The following is a 22,138-nucleotide window of genomic DNA, read 5'->3' as shown; positions in this document are numbered from 1 at the left end:
ACCCGCTCAGCCTCCGCCGATCGTGCGATCCACCGACTCCGCCGTGAAGTGCTGGCAAGGGTCTGACCGCACCGGCGAGGCCCGCATCGACAGCTGCCTGTTCCGCCGCTCCAGCGATGGCGCCCACTACGTCGATCTTTACGTCTGGGACAACAACCCGGGCAACGGGAAGTGCGCGCGAGCCGCGGTGGAGTGGCGGCACGACAACGGCAGCTCCTACTACGACCCGTCCTCGGGCCTGACCAACTGCTCTGCCTCCTGGGCGGGAGGGGTCTATGGGGCACGCAACCAGACCAGCTATCAGTGGGTGCGGCCGACCGCCTGGATACAGGGTGGCTCGGCCACCCTCTTCCCGACGTACTCCTTCTGACGTCGGTTCCGTGATCGCCGCCGCCACCATGGCGGCGGCGGTCACGCGGGCCGAACGGCCGGACTCCGGCCACCCGGTAACTCATCAAGATCGAGGGAGAGCGACATGAAGTCACTGAGAACCAGTCGAGGCGTTGGGATCGGCCGTCGGATGGCCATGGTCGCAGCTCTGATAGTCGGTGGGCTGTCGATGCAGGCCCTGATGACGGCCGAACCTGCGCACGCCGGTCGCAACTGCAAGCAGCCGTATTGCGGAAAAGTCGACAATCATGCCAAGAAGCGGATCCTGATCTCGCGTGACTGGTGTGGCGACGGCCGACGGAAGGTGGGCGACCATCCCTGCTACAGCAATGGCCACCACAGAGACCCGTCCTATGTTTGGCTCCAGCCTGGACAGAGTTCGAGCAGGTACTTCAAGGACACCGATGCCTTTCTCGTCGACGTCGGCTGCACGGTCACCTGGTACAGCGGGGGGATAAGGTCGGCGCGGGCGGGCCAACGCCCCCACTCCGAGATATGGATCAGGGTCCACAACGACGAGAGATTCTGGATCGCCGGTGTGAGCTGCTGATTCTCCCTGCCCTCGCCGTGACGGCGGTCGGCTGCGCCAACACGCGAAGACCCCGTTGGCTCACAGGGGTAGGGGCAAGGGCTCAACGGGACTGCGACAGCGGATCGGGCTCCGGTGAGCAGGCCACGAGGAGGTCAGGCGCGGGCGCAGGGTGCGGGGCGCAGGGTGCGGGGTGCGGGGTGACGGTCCGGGCCGGTACGTCGATGTTCGGGCGGGCGGTTGCGAGCCGGTGGTTCGGGTGGCCGGTTTCGGGCGGGTACGTCGGTGGTTTGGGCGGTCGGTTTCGGGCCGGTGGTTCGGGTGGCGGTTGTGGGCCGGTGGTGCCGGCGGTCGGGGCTGGGGTGGCTTGCTGCTGGGTGCGGGTGGTCAGGGTGCGTTGTTCGGTCTTGGCCGCGTGCGGTTGGAGCGGGTCGGAGGGAATACAGCCTCAGCAAGGGTCGCCGGCGTCGACGGAGCCGAGTGATGCGCGGGACGTCCCGCTCAGGGCGGCGAGTACGGCCTCTTCCACCGTGGCGTGTACGTGCAGGACCGTGTGCGCCCACGTGAGTTCCATGATCCGTGCCAGCTTCGGATCCGGGGCGGCCAGGTGCAGGCTGCCCCCGTGCTGGCGGGCGAAGGCGTGGGTGTTGAGCAGGACACGAAGGCCCGCGCTGCCCATGAACTGCGCCTCGCTGAGGTCGATCACCACGTGCTCGCCGGGCTGCCGCCTGCTGTCGCGGATATGTCGATCGAGCTGCCCGGCGGTGGAGACGTCGACTTCGCCGGCCACCGAGATCACGCTCACGCCCGGCAATCTCTGAATGGCGAACGTCAGATCCGGCATGCGGTGCCCACCGATCGGAATCCGGAGACGATGCACTGTTATGGCTTGCCCGTATCGCACCATATCCGGGAGCCCGCCTTTCGCCTAGACATCAGTACTTACTTCTTCCCGACCGGCGATCCCCGCCCGGGCATCACCGAGGTGAGCAGGGGATTCAAAGAACCCACACGATCCGTGCAAGACCGGCCCGGCACAGTGGAACGTACGGGACGAGTGATTGGCGGTCGGACATATTCAGCACGCCGGAACGGACAGAAATACGAATATCCGCGACGCCGAGAATTTCGGTGTCGCTCTCCCCGAGTTTGACCGTGCTCGCCATGATCACGGATGCGCTCGCGGGCCGATATCGCGGTCTGCCCCAATCGTGGCGACGGGCGATTCAGTCGCGGGCAGGCTGGCGGTCGAAGGAGGCGGTGCGGCCGTTGGGCGCACCCGGCTACTCGGTGGTGCCGGACAGCATCGTGCCCCGCCCCCCGGTCGATGACGTCTCCGTTCAGGAGCAGATCGACCGCCTGCACGACATGCCGCCCGACCTCCTGCTCAAGGATCTGGAGCAGGCGTTCGGGCCGCTGCCCGCGCACTGGCGCGCCGCCGCCGACCAGCCCGATCGCTGGTTGCGCGGGTACGCCGGCGCGCTGGCCGACGTGTGGGCCGTCGCCGAGCCGCTGTGGGGCAGGGCGCGCCCGCTCCTCGACAGGGAGGTCGCACGGGTGGGCGTCACGAGCGTGCGCGGCGGCGCCGACGCGCTGCTCGGCTCGCTCGCCAGGCGGCTCGTCCGCGACGCGAACGGCCTGGTCATCGAGGGGGTCGCGGCCGGTGTCCACGAGCTGGGGGACCGGCCGCTGGTGCTCGTGCCGATGCTGGCGGGCAAGGACTCGCTGATCGTCGGGCTGGACGACCCGGCGGCGGTGTGGATCGCGTATCCGATCCCCACGGCCGGCAGGCTGTGGCGTACGGACTGCGACGATCTCACGGAGCTGGTGGGACCGGTACGGGCGGAGCTGCTGCGTACGCTCGATCGGCCCATGACCATGACCACGCTGGCCGGCGGCATGAACATGCCGCCCAGCAGCCTCACGTTCCACTGCGACCGGCTGGTCGCGGCGCGGCTCGTCGCCCGCGAGCGCCGGGGCCGCGAGGTGTGGATCGATCGCACGCCTCGGGCGGGGGCGCTCCTGGAGCTGTGCCTGAGATGAGATGAGCTGAGATGAGCTGAGCTGAGATGAGCTGGAGGTGTGGCGGCCGCCGTTCGGGAAACGCGCGCCCCGTTCGGGAAACGGGGCGCGCCCGTGGTCGGGCGCGCCCCGTTCGACGAGGGCGGAGTGCTCAGCCGGCCGTGGTGAACTGGTTGAACAGCGGGCCGTCGAGCTTCCAGCCCGGCTCGTTGGCCAGGATCTTGTCGGTGTGCGAGTCGATGGCGAGGCGCCACTTGTTGTTGTTCGACAGGCGGAAGATCTTCACCGTCTGCCCGGGGGAGGCCGCGGCGGGCGCGTACCCGAGGATGCCCTCGTAGCGGAACTTGCCCGAGGACACGAGCGACTCCCGCTCCGCGACGGAGCCGGTGACGATGTAGGAGGCCTTGTTCTCCCAGCGCAGCCGGAAGAGCGGCTTGCCGCCGGCGAAGGGGGCGCGCGAGATGTAGTAGAGCGGGGTCTGGGTGACCGACCAGCCGTGCTTGGTGATCGCGGTCTGCTTCTCCGCCTCGTTGCTGGTGTAGAAGAACCCGCCGTCCTTCGTCACCAGCTCGTAGACCTTCACCCGCTGCTCGGCGACGCTCTGGGCCGAGGCCGTGGCGGCGGACGCCTGCGCGGCGACCCCGAAGGACAGCGTGGCGCCGAGCGCCACGGCGAGCCCGAGGCCGACGGGACGGGTCATGCGGCCGAACGATATTGCCATGAAAGCTGTTTCCCTCCGAATGGGTGGCGATGCCCGGCCAAGCTAACCGCGCGCTGCGTAACCGCCTTGTCCATTTCGAGTAACGTCTAAGCGTTGCCGGCCAGCCTGGCGCGCAGGCGGTCGGCGTCAGGATGGTTGAGCTGCTCCAGGAGCTCCAGGGCGCGGCGGAACGTGCCGAGGGCGGCGGCGCGGTCGCCGGCGGCGTCGTACATCTCGCCGAGGTGCACCAGGGTCTCGGCCTCGTGCCAGCGGTCGCCGACCTCCTGGAACAGGCCGATGGAGCGCCGGTAGAGCCCGGCGGCCTCGGTGAAGCGGCCGAGGTGGTGGTAGGCGTAGGCGAGGCTGTCGCCCGCGCCTGCCTGGCCGTGCCGGTAGTCCAGCTTCTCGTGCAGCTCCAGGGCCTCCCGGCAGTACGGGATGGCCTCCTCGTACTCGCCGAGCAGCACGAGCTGGTAGCCGATCGAGTTGAGGAACAGGGCCGCCCCCGCCTCGTTGCCCGCCTCGCGGTGGAGCGCGAGGGCCTGGCGGAACTGTTCGAGCGCGGCGCGCGGCCGGTCCTGCTTCTGGAGGATGAAGCCGAGGCCCAGGTGCGCGCGGGTCCGGCCGTCGCGGTCGCCCAGCTCGGTGAACAGCGCGATCGCCTGCTCCAGCTCGGCCCGCGCGTCGTCGAGCCGGCCGAGCCTGATGCGGGCGCGGCCGGCCCCGGCACGGGACTGGGCCTCGCCGAACCGGTCCGCCTGCCGCCGGGCGACGGCGAGCGCGGCGCCGTGGGCGGCGAGGAGGTCGAGCCAGCGCCCCTGACGGTCGAGGTAGTCGCTGAGCGTCCAGCTGAGCTGCCACGCGCGGGTGCCGAGGCCGGCGTCGGCGGCGTGCCGGACGGCCGCCATGAGCGCGGGGTGCTCGGCGGCGAACCACTCCATCGCCTGGCCGTGGTCCGCCGGGCTCTCCGGGGACGCCCCCGGCAGGGGCTCGTCCAGGGACAGCGGCTGCCGGCTGCGGTTGATGGTCAGGGCGGCGGCGTGCGCCGTGTGCAGGTAGTGGTCGAGCAGGCGGTGCGTCGCGGCACGCCGCTCGTCGTCGAAATCCTCCGAGGGGCGGTGCGTCGAGGCAGGCCGATCCTCCGAGGCGGCGTACGCGCGTAACAGGTCGTGCATGGTGAACCGGGCGGCGGCGGTCTCGATGACCAGGTGCGCCCGTACGAGCTCCGCCAGCGGCCCCCGCACCTCGCCGCTCGTGACCCCGGCCAGGCTCGCCGCCGCCGCGACGCCGAGATCCGGGCCGAACGCGTTCCCCAGCAGCCTGAACAGGCGCGCGGCCGGCGGCGTGAGCGCCCGGTAGGACCAGGAGAAGACCGCACGGAGGCCGGCCGTGCGCTCCCCGGCGTCCAGCGGGTCGAGCCGGGAGTCGTCCGCGCGCAGCTGCCCGGCGAGCACGGCCAGCGGGAAACCGGGGCGCATGCGGGCGCGGGCCGCGACGATGCCCAGCGCCAGCGGCAGCCCGCCGCACCGGTCGAGCAGGTCGGCCACCGCGGCCGGCTCGGCCCGCACCCGTTCCTCGCCCAGCAGCCGGGTGATCGCCTGGCGGGCCTCCTCCGGGTCGAAGGCGTCGAGCGGGACCGGCCGGGCGCCGTGGCCGGTGATGAGGCCGGGCAGCTGGCGCCGGCCGGTGACGAGCACCGCGCACGACGGGCTGCCGGGCAGCAGCGGGGTCACCTGGTCCGTGTCGCGGGCGTCGTCCAGCACGATCAGCATCCGCTTGCCCGCCACCAGGCTGCGGTAGAGCGCGGCCTGCGCCTCCAGGCCCGCGGGCACCGCGGCGGCGTCCACGCCCAGGGCGTCGAGGAAGCCGCGCACCGCCGTCTCGGGCGGCATGGGCGCGTCGGCGGGGGCGAAGCCGCGCAGGTTCACGTACAGCTGGCCGTCGGGGAAGCGGGGCAGGTGGGAGTGCGCCCAGTGCAGGGCGAGCCAGGTCTTGCCGACGCCGCCCGTGCCGCCGATGGCGGAGATCACCACCGTGTTCGCGGGCGCGGCCATCATCCGGTCGAGGGCGGCCAGCTCGCGCGAGCGCCCCGCGAACGACGGCGGCGGCGGGGGAAGCTGACGGGGCACCGGAACGGGGCGCGGGGCGAGCGCGGCCTCGGCGTTGAGCAGCCGCAGGTGCAGTCGCCGCAGGTCGGGGCCGGGATCGGCGCCCAGCTCGTCGGCCAGCCGGTGCCGTACGCGCTCGTAGCGGTCGAGCGCCTCGGCCTGGCGGCCGTTGCGGTAGAGGGCGAGGAGGAGCTGTCCGGTCAGGCGCTCGTCGAGCGGATGGCGGTCGGCCAGCACGGTCAGCTCGGGCAGCAGCTCGGCGTGCCTGCCCAGCCTGAGCTGGACGTCGTGGTGGTCGAGCCGGGCGGACAGGTGCTCGGTCCTGAGCGTGTGGCGCAGGGCGGCCAGCCACGGGGTGTCCAGGTCGGCGAACGGCTCGCCGCGCCACAGGCCCAGCGCGAGCCCGTACAGCCGGGCGGCCTCCCGGTCGTCGCTCGCCCGCGCCCGGGCCAGCAGCGCGCGGAAGCGGTGCAGGTCCACGGCCTCCTCCCGCACCCGCAGGAGGTAGCCGGCGGCGCCGCGGTGGATCTCGGCGGGGATGACGGCGCGCAGGCGGGACAGGTAGCTGTGCAGCGTGCCCGCGGCCCGTTGCGGCGGGGTGTCTCCCCAGACGCGGTCGGTGAGCCGGTCGAGGGAGACCGGCCGGTTGGCGTCGACGAGGAGGGCCGCCAGCACGCAGCGCTGCCGCGCGGGCCCGAGGTCGATCGGCCGGCCGTCGACCCAGGCGCCGACCTCCCCCAGGATCCCGAACTCGACCCCCACGGCGCCTCCTCCCCGACCCATGGTAGGGGGCGGCCGTCACCGCTACGGGAGCTGTTTGGACAGCTCGAACATCCCGCCGAGCCCTTTGCCGGGGACGTCGAAGACGACGGCGGCGAGGTCCTTGGCGGGGATCACGTGGGTGCCCGTGGCACCCCGGCGCGGGTTCGGGTCCCAGACGGTGACCGTGCCCTTCGCGGTGTCGTAGCCGTAGGCGACGATGGCGTGCCCGAAGTCGCGCTTCTTCCTGCTCCAGGGCAACCGGTTGCCGAGGACCGCGACGATCGTGGGCCTCCCGAGCACGCCGACCGCCTGGGAGACCTGCGTCATCAGCGCGGCGGGATCGTCCTTCGCGTACGCGAGCCGGAACCGGTAGCCCTTCGGACCGACGTACTCGTTGAGGACGGCCACCGCGTCCTCCCGCTTGGTCGAGCGGGCCGCGGCGCTGGTCTTCATCTCCTCGGCCAGCCGGTCCTGACCGAGCTTGACGCCGAACGCGCCCAGCACGATCGAGGCGGAGGCCGGGGCGCAGTAGTAGCTCGTCCGCTGCGCCTGCCCCTTGATCCCCACCGAGCCCGCGACGGCCGGGAGGAGCAGCCGGGCGGTGAACGGCGCCGCCGCCGCGGGGGGAGCGGCGACGGGCAGGACGCAGGCGGCGAGGGCGGCGCCGAGGACGAGTCTTGCGGAACGCACGCGGTCTCTCTCCGTGTTGCAGGCGATACGGAAGTGACCAAAATACACACTTCAGCGACTCAGCTGCTCGTTCATGATGAGGAACGCCCCCAGACCGTGGAAGTCGTTGACCGGCCGGGCGCGCCCGAAGTAGTAACTGAGCGAGTCGCCGGCGTTGGTGCCCTCGCTGACGCCGACGAGGCTCGTCCGCCCGTCGGAGCCGAGCGACACCTGGGCCAGCACTCCCTGGTAGCCGCGGTCCGCGTTCGCGCGGTAGGAGGCGTCCACGTACCCGCGCTCGACGGCCCGCGAGATCGTGTACGTGTACATCGCCGAGCACGACGTCTCCGTCCAGTTCGACGGGTTCGACGGCTCGGTGACCACCTGCCACCAGCGGCCCGTGGCCGGGTCCTGCCAGCGGGCGTACGCGGGCACGAGCTCGCGCAGGATGTCGATCAGCGCCGCCCGGCGTGGATGGTCGGCCGGGATCAGTTCGAGGATGTCGGTCACGGCCATCCCGAACCAGCCCATCGCCCGGCACCAGGAGATCCCGTTCGTGTTGCCCAGTGCGGGTTTGACCCAGGACGCGGTCGGGCCGCCCGGCTCGTCGTAGGCGTGGTAGAGCAGCCCGGCGGCCTGGCCCGACGTGCGGCGCAGGTGGCTCCAGTAGATCTCGAGCTGCTTGGCCGGCTCGGCGCCGGTGAAGGAGTCACCCGCCACCCAGGCGCCGTACCGGGCGAGGAACGGGTCGGCCATGTAGACGCCGTCGCCCCAGAGCTGGCCCTCGCGGGAGGTGGAGGTGGAGTGCCACCAGCCGCCGTCGGAGGTGCGCGGGTACGTGTTCAGCCGGGTCCTGATCTTGGCCGCGGCCGTGCGGTAGCGGGCCTGCCCGGTCTCCCGGTAGAGGGCGAGCAGGACGTTGCCCGCCTGCATGCTGTCGAGATTGCCGAAGGTCTGGGAGATGCCGCCGGAGGAGTCCACGAACCGGTCGGCCCAGTCCTTGATGTACTGCAGGTAGCGGGGCTCGCCCGTGCGCTGGTAGACGAGGTACTGGCCCCACAGGTAGAGACCCTGCGGGTAGCTCCAGCCGCCGAGCGTGCCGGGGGAGAAGCGGGCCATCGTCGAGTCGACCATCGCCCTCGACCAGTCGGTGCCCGTCGAGGTGTCCACGCTCAGCGAGTCGAGGTTCGGGCCGCCGTTGGCGGTGGTGGCGGTGGCCTTGACCGCGTTCGCGCCCGCGGCCAGCGTGACCCGTACGGTCACGGTCCGCCAGGAGGTCCAGGCGCCGGTGCCGGGGAAGGACAGGGTCGTGCTCGTGCCGCCGGCGGTGACGGTCATGGGCCGGTCGGCGCCCGTGCCGTTGGCGTAGCGGAAGGTCAGGCTCTGGGGGCCGGCGGCGGAGGCGCTGACGGCGAACTCGACGGAGGAGCCGGCGAGGTTGTCGTAGTTGACGAAACCGGTGCCGGTGAACCCGGCGTGGTTCGACTCCACGACGCCCTGCGAGATCGTCCCGTCCTCGGCCTCGTAGAAGGCAGCCGCCGTGGCCGGACGGACGGCAACCGGTTGCAGAAATAGCAGTCCGCCGAGTGTCGCAGCGGTGATTGCGCGAAGACGTCCCATGTATCACTCCGGGTCTGACGAGCTGTGATGTCGTGCCGCCGGTGCGGTCCTGCACGATCGTCGCCGCATGGCTCCGATCTCCTTGCGCACCTCAGGCATACATCCCGGCGCGCCGCCCTGTCTACCAATCGATGTCATCCGATGTATCGATGCAAGAAAGTTAGGAAACTTTCCTAAGCAATGGACCGTTCCAACTATTGACGGACATAGCGGTTTATGGCAAACGTTTGGAAAGCTCCCCTTCCTTACACCAGGCATCACTCTCAGCCAGGAGCGCCCGATGAACTTCAGCAAGTCCCGGGCCTGCGTCATCGCCTGCTTACTCGCTCTGGGAATGACCACAGCCCTCCCGGCGGACGCTGCGCCCACCAGGTACGAAGCCGAGAACGCGACGATCTCCCAAGGAGCCGTCGAGTCCAACCACGCCGGCTACTCCGGCACCGGCTTCGTCAACGGAGACAACGTCGCCGGCTCCTACACCGAATGGACGATCAACGCGCCGACCGCGGGCACGGCCACGCTGGCCTTCCGCTACGCCAACGGCACCGGCGCCGACCGGCCCAGCGACATCGCGGTCAACGGCACGACCGTCGCCGCCGCCCGGTCCTTCCCCGCCACCGGCGCCTGGACCACCTGGACCACGATCACGCTGACCGCCCAGGTCACCGCGGGCACGAACACGATCAGGGCCACCGCCAACGGCTCGGGCGGCAACCCGAACTGGGACTACCTCGACGCCGAGGTCCAGTCGTCGAACTTCACCGACTACCAGGCGGAGTCCGCGACGATCTCGCAGGGCGTCGTCGAGTCGAACCACGCCGGATTCACCGGCTCGGGCTTCGTCAACTACGACAACGTCACCGGCTCCTCCGTCGAGTTCGCCGTCAGCGCGGCGGCCGCCGGCACCCAGAGCCTGACCTTCCGCTTCGCCAACGGCACCACCACCGACCGGCCGATGACCATCACCGTCAACGGCACCGCGGTCGCCACCGCCCGGTCGTTCCCCGGCACCGGCGCCTGGACGACCTGGCAGGAGATCACCGTCGACGCGCCGCTGAACGCGGGCGCCAACACGGTCAAGGCCACGGCCACCACCGCCAACGGCGGCCCGAACCTCGACCGGCTGCGGGTCACCGGCCCCGGCGACACCGAGAAGCCGACCTCGCCGGGCCAGCCGTCGTGCTCCGACATCACGCACAACGCCCTGACCCTGACCTGGCCGCCGTCCACCGACAACATCGGCGTGGCGGCCTACGACATCTACTTCCTGGGCCAGCAGATCGCGACCGCCCCCGCGTCGCCGTACCGGCTGACCGGGCTCAACCCGAACTTCACCTACCAGCTGTCGGTGTTCGCCCGTGACGCCTCCGGCAACGTGTCGCTGAGCAGCCCGGAAGTGACCTGCCAGACGCAGCCCGCGCCCGCCGACGACCCGCCGTCGCAGCCGGGGCAGCCCACCGTCAGCGGCGTGCAGGCCGCGTCGGCGACCGTGACCTGGAGCGCCTCCACCGACGACAACGGCGTGCGGGCCTACCTGGTGCGCGACAACGCCACCAATGCCGTGCTCGCCACGGTGACCGGCACCCCGCCGGCCACGACGGCCAGTGTGCCGCTCGAGTGCGCGCACACGTACCAGGTGCACGTGGTGGCGCGGGACACGGCCAACCAGCTCTCCACGCCGAGCGCGCCGTCCGCGTCGTTCACCACGGGGAGCTGCGGCACCGTGCCGCAGACGCCGACCAGCATCGCCGGCGGCTGGGACGTGCCGTGGGACATCTCCTGGGCGCCCGACGGCACGTACGCGCTGGTGACCGAGCGCGACACGTTCAAGGTCTTCAAGATCACCCCGTCGGGCACCAAGACGCAGGTCGGCACCGTGCCCAACGTGCAGACCACCGACGGCGAGGGCGGCCTGATGGGCCTGGACTTCTCGCCCACCTGGAACGGCACGAGCGACCAGGAGGTGTTCTTCATGCACACCGCCTCCGAGGGCAACCGGGTCGTGAAGATGAACTTCAACGGCACCGCGCTCAGCGGGTACGCCACCATCCTTCAGGGCATCGACAAGAACCGGTACCACAACGGCGGGCGCATCAGGTTCGGCCCCGACGGCTACCTGTACGTCACCACCGGCGACGCGCAGTCGTCGAGCAACGCGCCCGACCTCGACTCGCTCAACGGCAAGATCCTGCGCATCACCAAGACCGGCGCCGCCGCGCCCGGCAACCCGTTCGGCACCCGCGTCTACAGCTACGGCCACCGCAACCCGCAGGGCCTGGCCTGGGACTCGGCCGGCCGGCTGTGGGAGTCGGAGCTGGGCAACTCCTCGCGTGACGAGCTCAACCTCATCCAGCCGGGCAAGAACTACGGCTGGCCCACCTGCGAGGGCACCTGCAGCACCTCCGGCATGACGAACCCGAAGTACACCTGGAGCGTCTCCGAGGCCTCGCCGAGCGGCATCGCCATCGTCAACAACACGGTCTTCATGGCGGCGCTGCGCGGCGAGCGGCTGTGGCGCATCGTGCTGAACGGCGAGAACGTCTCGACGGTCAACTCGTACTTCAACGGCACGTACGGCCGGCTCCGCGCGGTCGAGAAGGTGCCCGGAGCCAACGCCATCTGGTTCGGCTCCACCAACTCCGACAACAACGGCGACGGCTCGGCCGACACCATCCGCCGCTCCAACATCCAGTAGCCACCCCCTCGTCGCCGGCGGCCGCGCCATCGCGCGGTCGCCGGATCCACCCCCCGGAGCCTTCGATGCATCCCTCCAGAAGGGCCGTGCTCAAAGGAGCAATGCTCGTCCCCGTGCAGGCGGGTGCCGTGCTGCCGCCGGCGCCCGCCACGGCCCAGACGCTCGACTCCCCCTGGGACCAGGTGCCCGCGATCCTGGCCAGGATCGCGCCGCCGACCTTCCCCGACCGCACGTTCCCGATCACCGACTACGGCGCCAAGCCGGACAACTCCACCGACTGCACGGCCGCCTTCCGCTCCGCCATCGCAGCCTGCAACGCGGCGGGCGGCGGCACGGTCCTCGTGCCCGGCACCGGCAAGTTCCGCACCGGCAAGATCCACCTGCTGTCCGGCGTGCGGCTGCACGTCGAGGCGGGCGGCACGATCCGGTTCAGATCGGACGCGGGCTCGTACCTGCCGACGGTCTTCACCCGCTGGCAGGGGATCGAGTGCTTCAACTACTCGCCCTTCATCTACGCCAGGAACCAGACCGACATAGCCCTGACCGGCACCGGCACGATCGACGGGAACGCGGCGGCCGGGCCCTGGTTCGGCTTCGACGACCAGCGCGGCCCCGACTGGGACCGGCTGCAGCAGCAGGCCGTGGACGGCGTGCCGGTCGAGCAGCGCCAGTTCGGCGACGGCCACTACCTCAAGCCGAACCTGATCCAGTTCTACGGCTGCCGGAACGTGCTCGTCGAGGACCTGGACATCAGGAACCCCGCGATGTGGACCATCCACCCCGTCCTGTCCAGGAACGTCACGGTCAGGCGGGTCAAGATCTACAGCCGGGGCGCGATGGTGGACGGCGTCGACCCCGAATCCTCGTCGGACGTGCTCATCGAGGGCTGCACGTTCGACACCGGCGACGACGGCACCGTCATCAAGTCGGGCCGCGACACCGACGGCCGCCGCGTGGGCGTGCCGTCCACCGACATCGTCATCCGCGACAACACCTACTACGGCCGCTGGGGCGCGATCACGGTCGGCAGCGAGATGTCCGGCGGCGTCCGCAACGTCTTCGCCGAGAACAACCGCATCCTGGCCGGCGCCGGCTACCACTCCTTCTACGCCCTCTACCTGAAGACCAACAACCGGCGCGGCGGGACGGTGGACGGCGTGCACGTCCGCAACCTGACGGGCGGCCCGTGCGACCGGGGCGGCTTCTACATCGACATGAACTACAGCCTGACCGGCCCCGGCAACGGCCCGATCGTCAACCCGGTCATCCAGAACATCACCGTGGACGGGCTGAACATCGACGACTCGCCGTTCGCGATCAAGCTGTCGGGCTCCGCCGCCAGCCACATCCGGAACGTGACGATCGCCAACAGCACCTTCACGCGGATCGACACGCCGGCCCCCCAGCTCTCCAACGCCGACAACGTCGTGCTGCGCGACGTCCGCGTCAACGGCGTCCTGTACGGGGGCTCGCCGCCGGGCAACCGGTACGAGGCCGAGAACGCGACGATCTCGCAGGGCGCCGTCGAGTCCAACCACACCGGGTTCTCCGGAACCGGGTTCGTGAACTACGACAACGCGGCCGGCTCGTACGTGGAGTTCGCGGTGAACGCCGCCGCGGCTGGGACGGCGACGCTCACCCTCCGCTACGCCAACGGCACCACGGCCAACCGGGCGATGGACATCGCGGTCAACGGCGCGGTCGTCGCCGCGGCCAAACCCTTCAACGGCACGGGCGCCTGGACCACCTGGCAGTCCACGACGATCTCCGCCCAGCTGGTCGCCGGCGCCAACACCGTCAGAGCGACCGCGACCACCGCCAACGGCGGCCCCAACCTCGACTACCTGGAGGTCCAGTGAGTGTCACCCGCCGTCAGCTCGGCGCCCTGGTCGGGGCCGCGTTCCTGGCCCCCGCGGTGTCCGCCAGGCCCGCCTGGGCCGGCACCTCGGCCGTCGCCCCGGCCTGGAAGCTCATGTGGGCGCCCGACCCGGCCGCCGTCGGGCTGCGCGCGTTCGAGACGCTCGAGGACGACCGCGCCGACTCGCATCCGGCCGGGCAGCCCCACATCTACGTCGAGGGCGACGCCTTCCGCTTCAACATGCACACCGTCGACCGCGACACGTCGACGGACCGGCAGCGCCAGGAGGTCACCGGCAACCGGAACCCGGACGGCTACCTGCGCTGGCTGACCGGGGAGACCTGGCGCGTCACGTACTCGATGTACATCCCGAGCTCGCTGAAGGCCACGACGACCTTCACCCACATCAGCCAGACCAAGATGCCGGGCACCGGCACCAGCCCGATCACCGTCACGTCGCTGCGCCGCGTGAACGGCGTCCAGACCATCGAACACAAGATCTTCGAGTCCGACACCCTGGTGGGGCGCACCGAGCTCGAGCCGCTGCACGACAAGTGGATCGACGCCGAGTACGAGATCAAGATCGGCGACGGCAGCTCGGGCTCGGTGCGCTGGGTGCTGCGCAGCGGCGGCGCCACCCTCGTGGACGCCACCAAGACCGGCGACACCTTCCTCGGCGACCGGGTGCGCCCCAAGTGGGGTATCTACCGCTCGCTCGGCGATACCTCCGGCTCCCTGCAGAACTGCTACCTGCTGCTCCGCAACCTGCGCGCCTACAAGCAGGTGCAGGCCACCGCCACCCGGCTGGAGGCGGAGAACGTGACGATCTCGCAGGGCGCCGTCGAGTCGAACCACGCGGGGTTCTCCGGCACCGGGTTCGTCAACTCCGACAACGTGGCGGGCGCGTACGTGGAGTGGCGGCACGACGCCGCCGCGGCCGGTTCCGCCACGCTGACCGTCCGCTACGCCAACGGCACGAGCGCCGACCGCCCCGTGGACGTGGCCGTCAACGGCCGCGTCGTGGCCTCCGGCGTGTCCTTCCCCGGCACCGGCGCCTGGACCACCTGGGCCTCCCGCAGCGTGGTCGCCGACCTCGCCGCCGGGGCCAACACCGTCCGCCTCACCGCCGCCACCGCGGGTGGCTGCCCGAACCTCGACTACTTAGAGGTGGTCCAATGACGATCTCCCGGCGTGACCTGCTCAAAGCCGGCGGCGTGGCGGGCGGCGCCCTCCTGGTGAGCACCGGCACGGCCCGCGCCGCCGGCGGGCCGGCCGGCCCGGTCACCGGGGTTACCGCCGCTGCCTCGCCGTGGGACCGGGTGCCCGAGATCCTGGCCAGGATCGTGCCGCCGACCTTCCCCGACCGCACGTTCCCGATCACCGATTACGGTGCCAAGCCGGACAACTCCACCGACTGCACGGCCGCGTTCCGCGATGCCATAGCCGCGTGCAACGCGGCGGGCGGCGGCCGCGTCGTGGTGCCGGCGGGAACGTTCCGCACCGGCAAGATCCACCTGCTCTCGAACGTCAACCTCCAGGTGAACGGCACCATCCGGTTCCGCACGGACCCCGGCTCCTACCTGCCGACGGTGCTGACCCGCTGGGAGGGCATCGAGTGCTACAACTACTCGCCCTTCATCTACGCCAACGGCCAGACCAACGTCGCCATCACGGGCACGGGCACGATAGACGGCAACGCGCCCGCGGGCGACTGGTCGTCGTGGGGGAGCGGCGGCGCGGACCGCGACCAGCTCAGGTCCTGGGGCGCGGACGACACCCCGGTGGCGCAGCGCCAGTTCGGCAGTGGCCACAAGCTGCGGCCCAACATGATCGGCCTCTACAACTGCACGGCGGTGCTGGTCGAGGGCGTCAACCTGCGCAACCCGGCGATGTGGACCCTGCACCCGGTCTACTGCACCAACGTCACCGTCCGGAACGTCACCTTCTACTCCACCAACTCCCAGGGTGACGGCTGCGACCCCGACTCGTGCACCGACGTGCTGATCACCGGCTGCAGGTTCGACACCAACGACGACTGCGTGCCCGTCAAGTCGGGCCGCGACCGCGACGGCCGCCGGGTGAACCGCCCCTCGCAGAGCATCGTGATCCAGAACTGCAAGTTCAGCGGCCGGTGGGGCGGGGTGACCATCGGCAGCGAGATGTCCGGCGGGGTCCGCGACGTGTTCGCCGAGGACTGCGAGTGCAACGCGCCCGGCTTCCCCGGCCGCTACCCGGTCAAGTACGCCCTCTACGTCAAGACCAGCTTCAACCGCGGCGGCTTCGTGGACGGCGTGCACCTGCGCCGCATCACCGGCCACGACCTGGAGCGCAGCGCCCTCTACGTCACGCTCAACTACGAGACCTCGGGCTCCCTGCCGCCGGTCGTGCAGAACTTCACCGCCGACGGCCTCACGATCGACGGCGCGGCCAAGGCGTACGACCTGGACGGCCGCTCGACCGACCACATCAAGAACGTCACGATCTCCAACAGCACGTTCACCGGGATCACGACGGCCACGCCGACCGCCTCGAACGTCGACAACCTCGTGCTGTCCCGGGTGAGCGTCAACGGCAAGGACATCTCCAACACCCAGCCGCCGGCCGGGACGCGGTACGAGGCCGAGGACGCCGTGATCTCCCAGGGCGCCGCCGAGTCGAACCACGCCGGCTACTCGGGCACGGGGTTCGTCAACTCCGACAACGTGGCCGGCGCGTACGTGGAGTTCGCGGTGAGCGCGGCGGCGGCCGGCGGCCGGGCGCTCACGATCAGGTACGCCAACGGCACGAGCACCAACCGGCCGTTCGCGGTCACCGTCAACGGCACCGCCGCCGGATCCGCCGTGAACGCCTCCGGCACCGGCGCGTGGACCACCTGGGTGTCCACCGCCGTCACTGTGCCCCTCGCCTCCGGGACCAACGCCGTCCGGCTCACCGCCACCACCGCCGGCGGCCTGCCCAACCTCGACTATGTGGAGCTCCAGCCATGAAACCGCTCGCCAGAGCCCTGCTGGTATGCGCCCTCGCCCTGCTCGGAGCCGCGCCCCTCCCGGCGCAGGCCCTCGCCGAGTTCAACGTGCGCGACTACGGCGCCACCGGCAACGGCTCGACCAACGACGACGACGCCATCGACCGAGCCATCAACGCGGCCGGCGCGGCCCCCGGCGGCACGGTCGTCTTCCCCTCCGGCCGCTACCGGGCCCGCACCATCCACCTGAAGTCGAACGTCACGCTCAGGCTCGACTCCGGCTCGACGATCCTGGCCGCGAGCAGCGGCATGGACGCCGCCGAGTCCAACCCCAACGACGACTACCAGGACTACGGCCACAGCCACTTCCACAACTCGCTCATGTGGGGCAGCGGCATCACCGACTTCCACATCACCGGCACCGGCACGATCGACGGCGACGGCAACCTCATCACCGGCAACCCGTCCTCAGGCCAGGCCGACAAGGCGCTGACGCTCACCGAGTGCTCGAACATCAGCATCGAGGGCGTCACGTTCCGGCGCGGCGGTCACTTCGCCGCCCTGATCAACGGCTGCCACGACATCACGATCGACAATCTCAAGACGATCCACACCAGCAGCGGCGTGCGCGACGGCATCAACCTGATCAACAGCTGGAACGTCACCGTCACCAACAGCCGCATCGAGGCCAGCGACGACGCCTTGGTGTTCAAGAGCGACTACGCGCTCGGCCACACCTACACCAGCCAGAACGTCCGCGTGCGCGACACCACTGTCTACTCGCACGAGAACAACGCGCTCCAGTTCGGCTCGGAGACCTGCGGGAGCTTCCGCGATTTCCGGTTCGAGAACATCACCGTGCTGGGCGCGGGCAAGGCCGGCATCGGCATCGTGTCCATGGACGGCGCGATCATCGAGGACGTCCACTACGACAACGTGACGCTCACCAAGACCACGTCGCCGTTCTTCTTCAAGATCGGTGAGCGGAAGCGCTGCCCAGGCTCGCCCCCCGCCGGACGGATCCGCAACATCACGATCTCCAACGTGACTGGGACCGACCTGACCGCGCCCGTCGTCACCGGCACCGTGGGCGCCTCCGACTACACCAGCACGCTGACCGGCACGCCGTCCGTGGACCTCGGCCCCGGCATCACGTTCCAGAACGTCGACCTCACCGTCCCCGGCGGCCACCCCGCCTCGGAGGCGAGCAGGGTGCCCGGCGAGTTCCTCACCACGTACCCGCCGCGCGACTACGGCGCGCGCCCCTCGTACGGCTACTGGATCAGGCACGCCGCCGGCATCACGCTCAACGGCGAGACCCGGTTCGACGACAACGACAACCGGCCCTACGTGATCGCCGACGACGCCTCCGACGTGCAGGTGAACGGCGTCATCGCGCAGCGCGGCAGCGGCAGCGCCTACGACGTCGGATTCAGCGGCGTCACCGGCTACGCCGTGCGCGACAGCGCCAACACCTCCGGCGACGCGCTGCGCGTGCGCGCCACCAACTCCACGCCGGTCCCCGGCACCCCGGAGAGCCTGTACGCCGAGGCGGAGGCGGGCACGGTCACCGCTCCCATGCAGGTGACCGCCGACACCGCCGCGTCCGGCGGCTCGTACGTGACCGTCGCCGCCGGCAACAACAGCAAGTCCAGCGCGCCCTCCACCGGCTGGACGACGATCCCGTTCACGGTCGAGCACGACGGCACGTTCGCCGTCTGGGCCCGCGTGATCGCCGCCAACGACGGCGACGACTCGTTCTGGGTGCGCTCGGGCACCGGCTCGTGGACGAACTGGAACAGCGTCCCGATCGGCACCTCCTGGCACTGGGCCAAGCTGCCCGTCACGTACGACCTGGCGGCCGGAGCGCGCACGATCACCTTCGCCTACCGCGAGGACGGCGCCCGCCTCGACCGCGTCGCCATCAGCAGCGACCCGGCGTTCAACCCCGGATCCTAGGAGAGCACCATGAGACGCACGGCGACGCTCGCCGTCTTCGCGCTCCTGCTCGGCCTGCTCACCGCCCTCCCGGCGCGGGCCGACCTGCAACACCCGCGCCAGGCGTTCCTGCGCAACTCGATCTCCGGCCTCTTCCTGCACTGGGGCGAGCGGACCTCGCCGCAGCACACCAGCTGCAGCGCGTGGGAGGCCGACGTCACCAACGGCGGCTGGAGCGCCTCCTACTGGGTGAACGAGGCCAAGAAGCTGCACGCCCAGTACATCGTGCTGGCCACCTTCCACAGCCGGCTCGGCTACGCCCGGCCGTACCCGTCGGCGATCCCGGGCTCCTGCCGCACCACGCGGGACTTCCTCGGCGAGCTGATCGACGCCGCCGACGCGCAGGGCGTGAAGGTCATCAACTACATGACCGACGACCCGCAGTGGCACAACGAGGGGCTGTCGTCGGGGTCGTGGCTCAACTCCTCGGCCTTCTCCGGCTACGTCGGCCACGACGTGGACCTGACCACCCGCGACGGGTTCGGCGAGTTCAGCTACCTGCAGTTCTTCGAGCAGATGCAGCGCTATCCCAAGCTCGCCGGGTTCTGGATCGACAACGACAACGCCTACTGGGAGCGCAACGACCTCTACGCCAAGATCTACCAGCAGCGCCCCGACATGACGATCTCGAACAACAACGAAGACACGCCGATCATGGACATGATCAGCAACGAGCAGAAGACCGGCATGACGCCGTCGTACGACTACCCGCAGGCGGTCTACACGGCGCTGCCCCGGCTGATCGAGGCCGACTTCAAGCTGCCCACCGGCGGCCCCTGGTGGTACGGCGGCTCCGACCAGGCCGTGGACCGCAAGCTCACGCTCGGCCGGCTCATCACGAACGCGGGATCGTCGGTCAAGGCGCTGATGGCCGAGACCGCTATGGTCAACGGCAAGTTCCCCGCCCAGCAGGTCAGCTTCAACAACTTCGCGAACACGTACCTGGAGGAGATCTGGGAGTCGCTCGGCGGCACCGAAGGCGGCGGCTACATGTTCGGCGGGCTCAAGCCGGGCTTCTGGAACAACGGCGCGCACGGCGTGACCACCGTCGCCAAGAACGACCCCGACCGGCACTACATCCACGTGATCACGCCGCCGTCCGGCAGCACGCTGTCGCTGCGCGACAACGGCTACCGGGTCGGCTCGGTGACGAACCTGCGCACGGGCGCCCCGGTGGCGTTCACGCAGTCGGGCGGCACGCTGACGCTCAGCGGGATCTCCGCCTGGGACCAGTACGACACCGTATTCAAGGTCCTCACCAGTGGCCGCCAGGGCGTCTACACCGGCGTCACGCTGTCGGCGAGCTCGTCCACCAGCGGCCACGGCGCGGCGGCGGCCGGCGACGGGAACTACCTGACCTACTGGGACAGCGACGCCGCCGAGCCCGCGCGGCTCACCTTCGACCTGGGCTCCGCCAAGCCGATCCAGTACCTGGCGTTCAACCAGCGGGAGGACTCCACCGTCTACCCGTCGTCCGGGTCGGCGCGGATCTCCACTTACCAGGTGCACGTCAGCAACGACGGCTCGACCTGGGGGAGCGCGGTCAAGACCGGGACCGTGCCGAACGCGCGCGGCGTGCAGTTCATCGACCTGAGCGGGGTCACCGCCCGCTACGTCCGGCTCTCCAAGACCGGGCACCACGGCGTCGCCCGCTGGCGGGTGGACGAGGCGTGGGTCGGCGGCCAGTACGCGGGCGGCGGCGGCTCCACCGGCACCCGCTACGAGGCCGAGAACGCGACGGTCTCCCAGGGCGCGGTCGAGTCCAACCACGCCGGCTACTCCGGCACCGGCTTCGTCAACGGCGACAACGTCACCGGGTCCTACACCGAATGGACGATCAACGCGCCCGCGGCCGGAACCGCCACGATCGCCCTGCGCTACGCCAACGGCACCACGACCGCCCGCCCGGCGGCCGTCACCGTGAACGGCGGCGCCGCGCAGACCCGCGACTACCCCGGCACCGGCGCCTGGACCACCTGGGCGAGCGACACCTTCACCGTCCCGCTCAACGCCGGGGCCAACACGCTGCGGGTGACCGCGACGACCGACGGCGGCAACCCGAACCTCGACTGCATCGACGTCACGACGGGAGGCGCCTCATGAAAGCGCTATTAGCGGCGCTGGCGCTGGCCGCCACGTGCCTGACCATGCCCCTGGCCGGGCCCGCGGCCCCGGCCGCCGCCTCGGACAACGGGCTGTCGATCAGGCCCGCGATGGGCTGGAGCAGCTGGAGCTTCGTCCGCCGCTGGCCCGACGAGACCAAGATGAAGGCCCAGGCGGACGCCCTGGTCAGCAGCGGCCTGGCCGACAAGGGGTTCGTCTACATCAACCTCGACGACTTCTACCAGAAGTGCGACTCCAACGGCTTCGTCGTCGACGACTACGGCCGCTGGGCGGTCGACACCGCCAAGTTCCCGTCCGGGATCAAGGCGCTGGCCGACTACGTGCACGCCAAGGGGCTGAAGTTCGGCTTCTACGTCACCCCGGGCATCGCGAAGAACGCCGTCACGGCCAACAAGCCGATCGAGGGCACGTCGTACCACGCGCAGGACATCGCGGACACCTCGCAGACCCACAAGAACTACAACTGCAAGAACATGTACCGGCTCAAGTACTCCCACCCGGGCGCGCAGGCGTTCATCAACTCGTGGGCCGACCAGATGGCCTCGTGGGGCGTGGACTACCTCAAGATCGACGGCGCGGACGCCTCCACGGTCGCGGACGTCGAGGCGTGGGACAAGGCGCTGCGCCAGACGGGCCGGCCGATCAACTTCGCGCTCTCCAACAACCTGCCGATCGCCCAGGCCACCACCTGGAAGCGGCTGGCCAACAGCTGGCGCACCCAGGGCGACGTCGAGTGCTACTGCGGCCCAGGCCCGAACGGCAGCGGCTACCCGCTCACCGACTGGTCGCACGTCGTCAGCCGGTTCACCTCGGCCGCCTCCTGGCAGCAGTACGCCGGCCCGGGCGGCTGGAACGACTACGACTCGCTGCAGATCGGCAACGGCGACCAGGTCGGGCTCACCGCCGACCAGCGCCGCTCGCACATGACGCACTGGGCGATGGTCGCCAGCCCGCTCCTGCTCGGCACCGACCTGACCGCGCTCACCTCGGTCGACCTGGCGATGCTGAAGAACGACCGGCTCCTCGCGGTCGACCAGGACGGCGTGGCCGCCGACCGCGTCGTCAACAGCGGCGTCAAGCAGGTGTGGCGCAAGCGCGAGGCCAACGGCGACTACGTCGTCGCGCTCTACAACACCGGCACGTCGGGCAACTCCACGGTGAGCGTCACCTGGTCGCAGGCCGGCTTCACCGGCCCGGCCGCCGTCACGAACCTGTGGTCGGGCGCCTCCGAGGGCACCGTCGCCTCCTCCTACAGCGCCACCCTGCGCCCCGGCGAGACCCGCCTCATCCGCGCCAGACCGGCCGCCGCCGCGACCCGGTACGAGGCCGAGAACGCGACGATCTCGCAGGGCGCCGCCGAGTCGAACCACGCCGGCTACTCAGGCACCGGGTTCGTCAACGCCGACAACGTGACCGGCTCGTACGTGGAGTTCACCGTGAACGCCGCCGAGGCCGGCTCGCGCACCCTCACCATCCGCTACGCCAACGGCACCTCGGTGAACCGGCCGATGGCCGTCGCGGTCAACGGCGCAGTCGCCCAGACCCGCGACTTCCCCGGCACGGGTGACTGGGACACCTGGGTGGACTCCACCTTCACGGTGTCGCTGAACGCCGGGGCCAACACCGTCCGCCTGACGGGCACCACCGCCAACGGCGGACCCAACGTCGACTACCTCGACGTCTCCTGAGACGTCCGCT

General features: G+C 70.5%; 15 protein-coding genes. 10 read left to right on the top strand and 5 right to left on the bottom strand.

Annotated elements, in window-relative coordinates; genetic code table 11:
• The first annotated feature begins 22 nt into the window (after window positions 1-22).
• Window positions 23-370, top strand: a complete 348-nt coding sequence (locus ABZS69_RS58270) for a hypothetical protein (RefSeq protein ID WP_355390728.1) — start codon at window positions 23-25, stop codon at window positions 368-370.
• A gap of 105 nt (window positions 371-475) precedes the next feature.
• Window positions 476-940 (top strand): hypothetical protein, encoded by a 465-nt coding sequence (locus tag ABZS69_RS58265; protein WP_355390725.1) that lies wholly within the window; start codon window positions 476-478, stop codon window positions 938-940.
• Between the two features lie 427 nt (window positions 941-1,367).
• On the opposite strand, the gene ABZS69_RS58260 is transcribed toward ABZS69_RS58265, so the two are convergent.
• Window positions 1,368-1,763, bottom strand: coding sequence for an STAS domain-containing protein (locus tag ABZS69_RS58260; protein ID WP_355390722.1), 396 nt, complete (start codon window positions 1,761-1,763; stop codon window positions 1,368-1,370).
• 416 nt (window positions 1,764-2,179) lie between these two features.
• Here ABZS69_RS58260 and ABZS69_RS58255 point away from each other — a divergent pair, with 416 nt between their 5' ends.
• The gene (locus tag ABZS69_RS58255) at window positions 2,180-2,962 is read left to right on the top strand and encodes a hypothetical protein (protein WP_355390719.1); all 783 of its coding nucleotides are present in this window, start codon (window positions 2,180-2,182) and stop codon (window positions 2,960-2,962) included.
• Between the two features lie 130 nt (window positions 2,963-3,092).
• Here ABZS69_RS58255 and ABZS69_RS58250 read toward each other — a convergent pair whose 3' ends face one another.
• From ABZS69_RS58250 to ABZS69_RS58235, 4 genes are all read right to left on the bottom strand, one after another.
• The gene (locus ABZS69_RS58250; RefSeq protein ID WP_355390716.1) at window positions 3,093-3,641 is read right to left on the bottom strand and encodes a hypothetical protein; all 549 of its coding nucleotides are present in this window, start codon (window positions 3,639-3,641) and stop codon (window positions 3,093-3,095) included.
• 107 nt (window positions 3,642-3,748) lie between these two features.
• Complete coding sequence (locus tag ABZS69_RS58245) at window positions 3,749-6,511, bottom strand: BTAD domain-containing putative transcriptional regulator (RefSeq protein ID WP_355390713.1); 2,763 nt, start codon at window positions 6,509-6,511, stop codon at window positions 3,749-3,751.
• A 42-nt stretch (window positions 6,512-6,553) separates the two neighbouring features.
• Window positions 6,554-7,201, bottom strand: a complete 648-nt coding sequence (locus ABZS69_RS58240; protein ID WP_355390710.1) for a C39 family peptidase — start codon at window positions 7,199-7,201, stop codon at window positions 6,554-6,556.
• Between the two features lie 51 nt (window positions 7,202-7,252).
• Complete coding sequence (locus ABZS69_RS58235; protein ID WP_355390707.1) at window positions 7,253-8,800, bottom strand: glycoside hydrolase family 88 protein; 1,548 nt, start codon at window positions 8,798-8,800, stop codon at window positions 7,253-7,255.
• A 280-nt stretch (window positions 8,801-9,080) separates the two neighbouring features.
• Here ABZS69_RS58235 and ABZS69_RS58230 point away from each other — a divergent pair, with 280 nt between their 5' ends.
• From ABZS69_RS58230 to ABZS69_RS58200, 7 genes are all read left to right on the top strand, one after another.
• A complete protein-coding gene (locus ABZS69_RS58230; RefSeq protein ID WP_355390704.1) occupies window positions 9,081-11,495 on the top strand; it encodes a PQQ-dependent sugar dehydrogenase in 2,415 nt (804 codons plus the stop codon).
• A gap of 101 nt (window positions 11,496-11,596) precedes the next feature.
• A complete protein-coding gene (locus ABZS69_RS58225; protein WP_355390701.1) occupies window positions 11,597-13,354 on the top strand; it encodes a glycosyl hydrolase family 28 protein in 1,758 nt (585 codons plus the stop codon).
• Window positions 13,351-14,532: a carbohydrate-binding protein gene (locus ABZS69_RS58220; protein WP_355390698.1), complete on the top strand. Its 1,182-nt coding sequence runs from the start codon at window positions 13,351-13,353 to the stop codon at window positions 14,530-14,532. Before ABZS69_RS58225 ends, ABZS69_RS58220 begins: the two co-directional genes overlap by 4 nt.
• Window positions 14,529-16,340, top strand: coding sequence for a glycosyl hydrolase family 28 protein (locus tag ABZS69_RS58215; RefSeq protein WP_355390696.1), 1,812 nt, complete (start codon window positions 14,529-14,531; stop codon window positions 16,338-16,340). The genes ABZS69_RS58220 and ABZS69_RS58215 overlap by 4 nt, the downstream gene beginning before the upstream one ends.
• Complete coding sequence (locus tag ABZS69_RS58210; RefSeq protein WP_355390693.1) at window positions 16,337-18,277, top strand: glycosyl hydrolase family 28 protein; 1,941 nt, start codon at window positions 16,337-16,339, stop codon at window positions 18,275-18,277. Before ABZS69_RS58215 ends, ABZS69_RS58210 begins: the two co-directional genes overlap by 4 nt.
• Before the next feature lie 9 nt (window positions 18,278-18,286).
• Window positions 18,287-20,419: a discoidin domain-containing protein gene (locus ABZS69_RS58205; RefSeq protein ID WP_355390690.1), complete on the top strand. Its 2,133-nt coding sequence runs from the start codon at window positions 18,287-18,289 to the stop codon at window positions 20,417-20,419.
• Entirely contained in the window at window positions 20,416-22,128 is a 1,713-nt protein-coding gene (locus ABZS69_RS58200) for a CBM35 domain-containing protein (protein ID WP_355390687.1), read from the top strand. The genes ABZS69_RS58205 and ABZS69_RS58200 overlap by 4 nt, the downstream gene beginning before the upstream one ends.
• Window positions 22,129-22,138 lie beyond the last annotated feature (10 nt).

This window comes from Nonomuraea sp. NPDC005650, from assembly GCF_040605375.1.
Lineage (GTDB): Bacteria > Actinomycetota > Actinomycetes > Streptosporangiales > Streptosporangiaceae > Nonomuraea.
This window is presented reverse-complemented; position numbering and strand designations above follow the sequence as displayed.

Coding starts and splice junctions, on each gene's coding strand:
- ABZS69_RS58265 (WP_355390725.1), top strand. CDS start 476: ATGAAGTCACTGAGAACCAGTCGAGGCGTTGGGATCGGCCGTCGGATG.
- ABZS69_RS58260 (WP_355390722.1), bottom strand. CDS start 1,763: ATGCCGGATCTGACGTTCGCCATTCAGAGATTGCCGGGCGTGAGCGTG.
- ABZS69_RS58250 (WP_355390716.1), bottom strand. CDS start 3,641: ATGACCCGTCCCGTCGGCCTCGGGCTCGCCGTGGCGCTCGGCGCCACG.
- ABZS69_RS58235 (WP_355390707.1), bottom strand. CDS start 8,800: ATGGGACGTCTTCGCGCAATCACCGCTGCGACACTCGGCGGACTGCTA.
- ABZS69_RS58230 (WP_355390704.1), top strand. CDS start 9,081: ATGAACTTCAGCAAGTCCCGGGCCTGCGTCATCGCCTGCTTACTCGCT.
- ABZS69_RS58225 (WP_355390701.1), top strand. CDS start 11,597: ATGCTCGTCCCCGTGCAGGCGGGTGCCGTGCTGCCGCCGGCGCCCGCC.
- ABZS69_RS58215 (WP_355390696.1), top strand. CDS start 14,529: ATGACGATCTCCCGGCGTGACCTGCTCAAAGCCGGCGGCGTGGCGGGC.
- ABZS69_RS58210 (WP_355390693.1), top strand. CDS start 16,337: ATGAAACCGCTCGCCAGAGCCCTGCTGGTATGCGCCCTCGCCCTGCTC.
- ABZS69_RS58205 (WP_355390690.1), top strand. CDS start 18,287: ATGAGACGCACGGCGACGCTCGCCGTCTTCGCGCTCCTGCTCGGCCTG.
- ABZS69_RS58200 (WP_355390687.1), top strand. CDS start 20,416: ATGAAAGCGCTATTAGCGGCGCTGGCGCTGGCCGCCACGTGCCTGACC.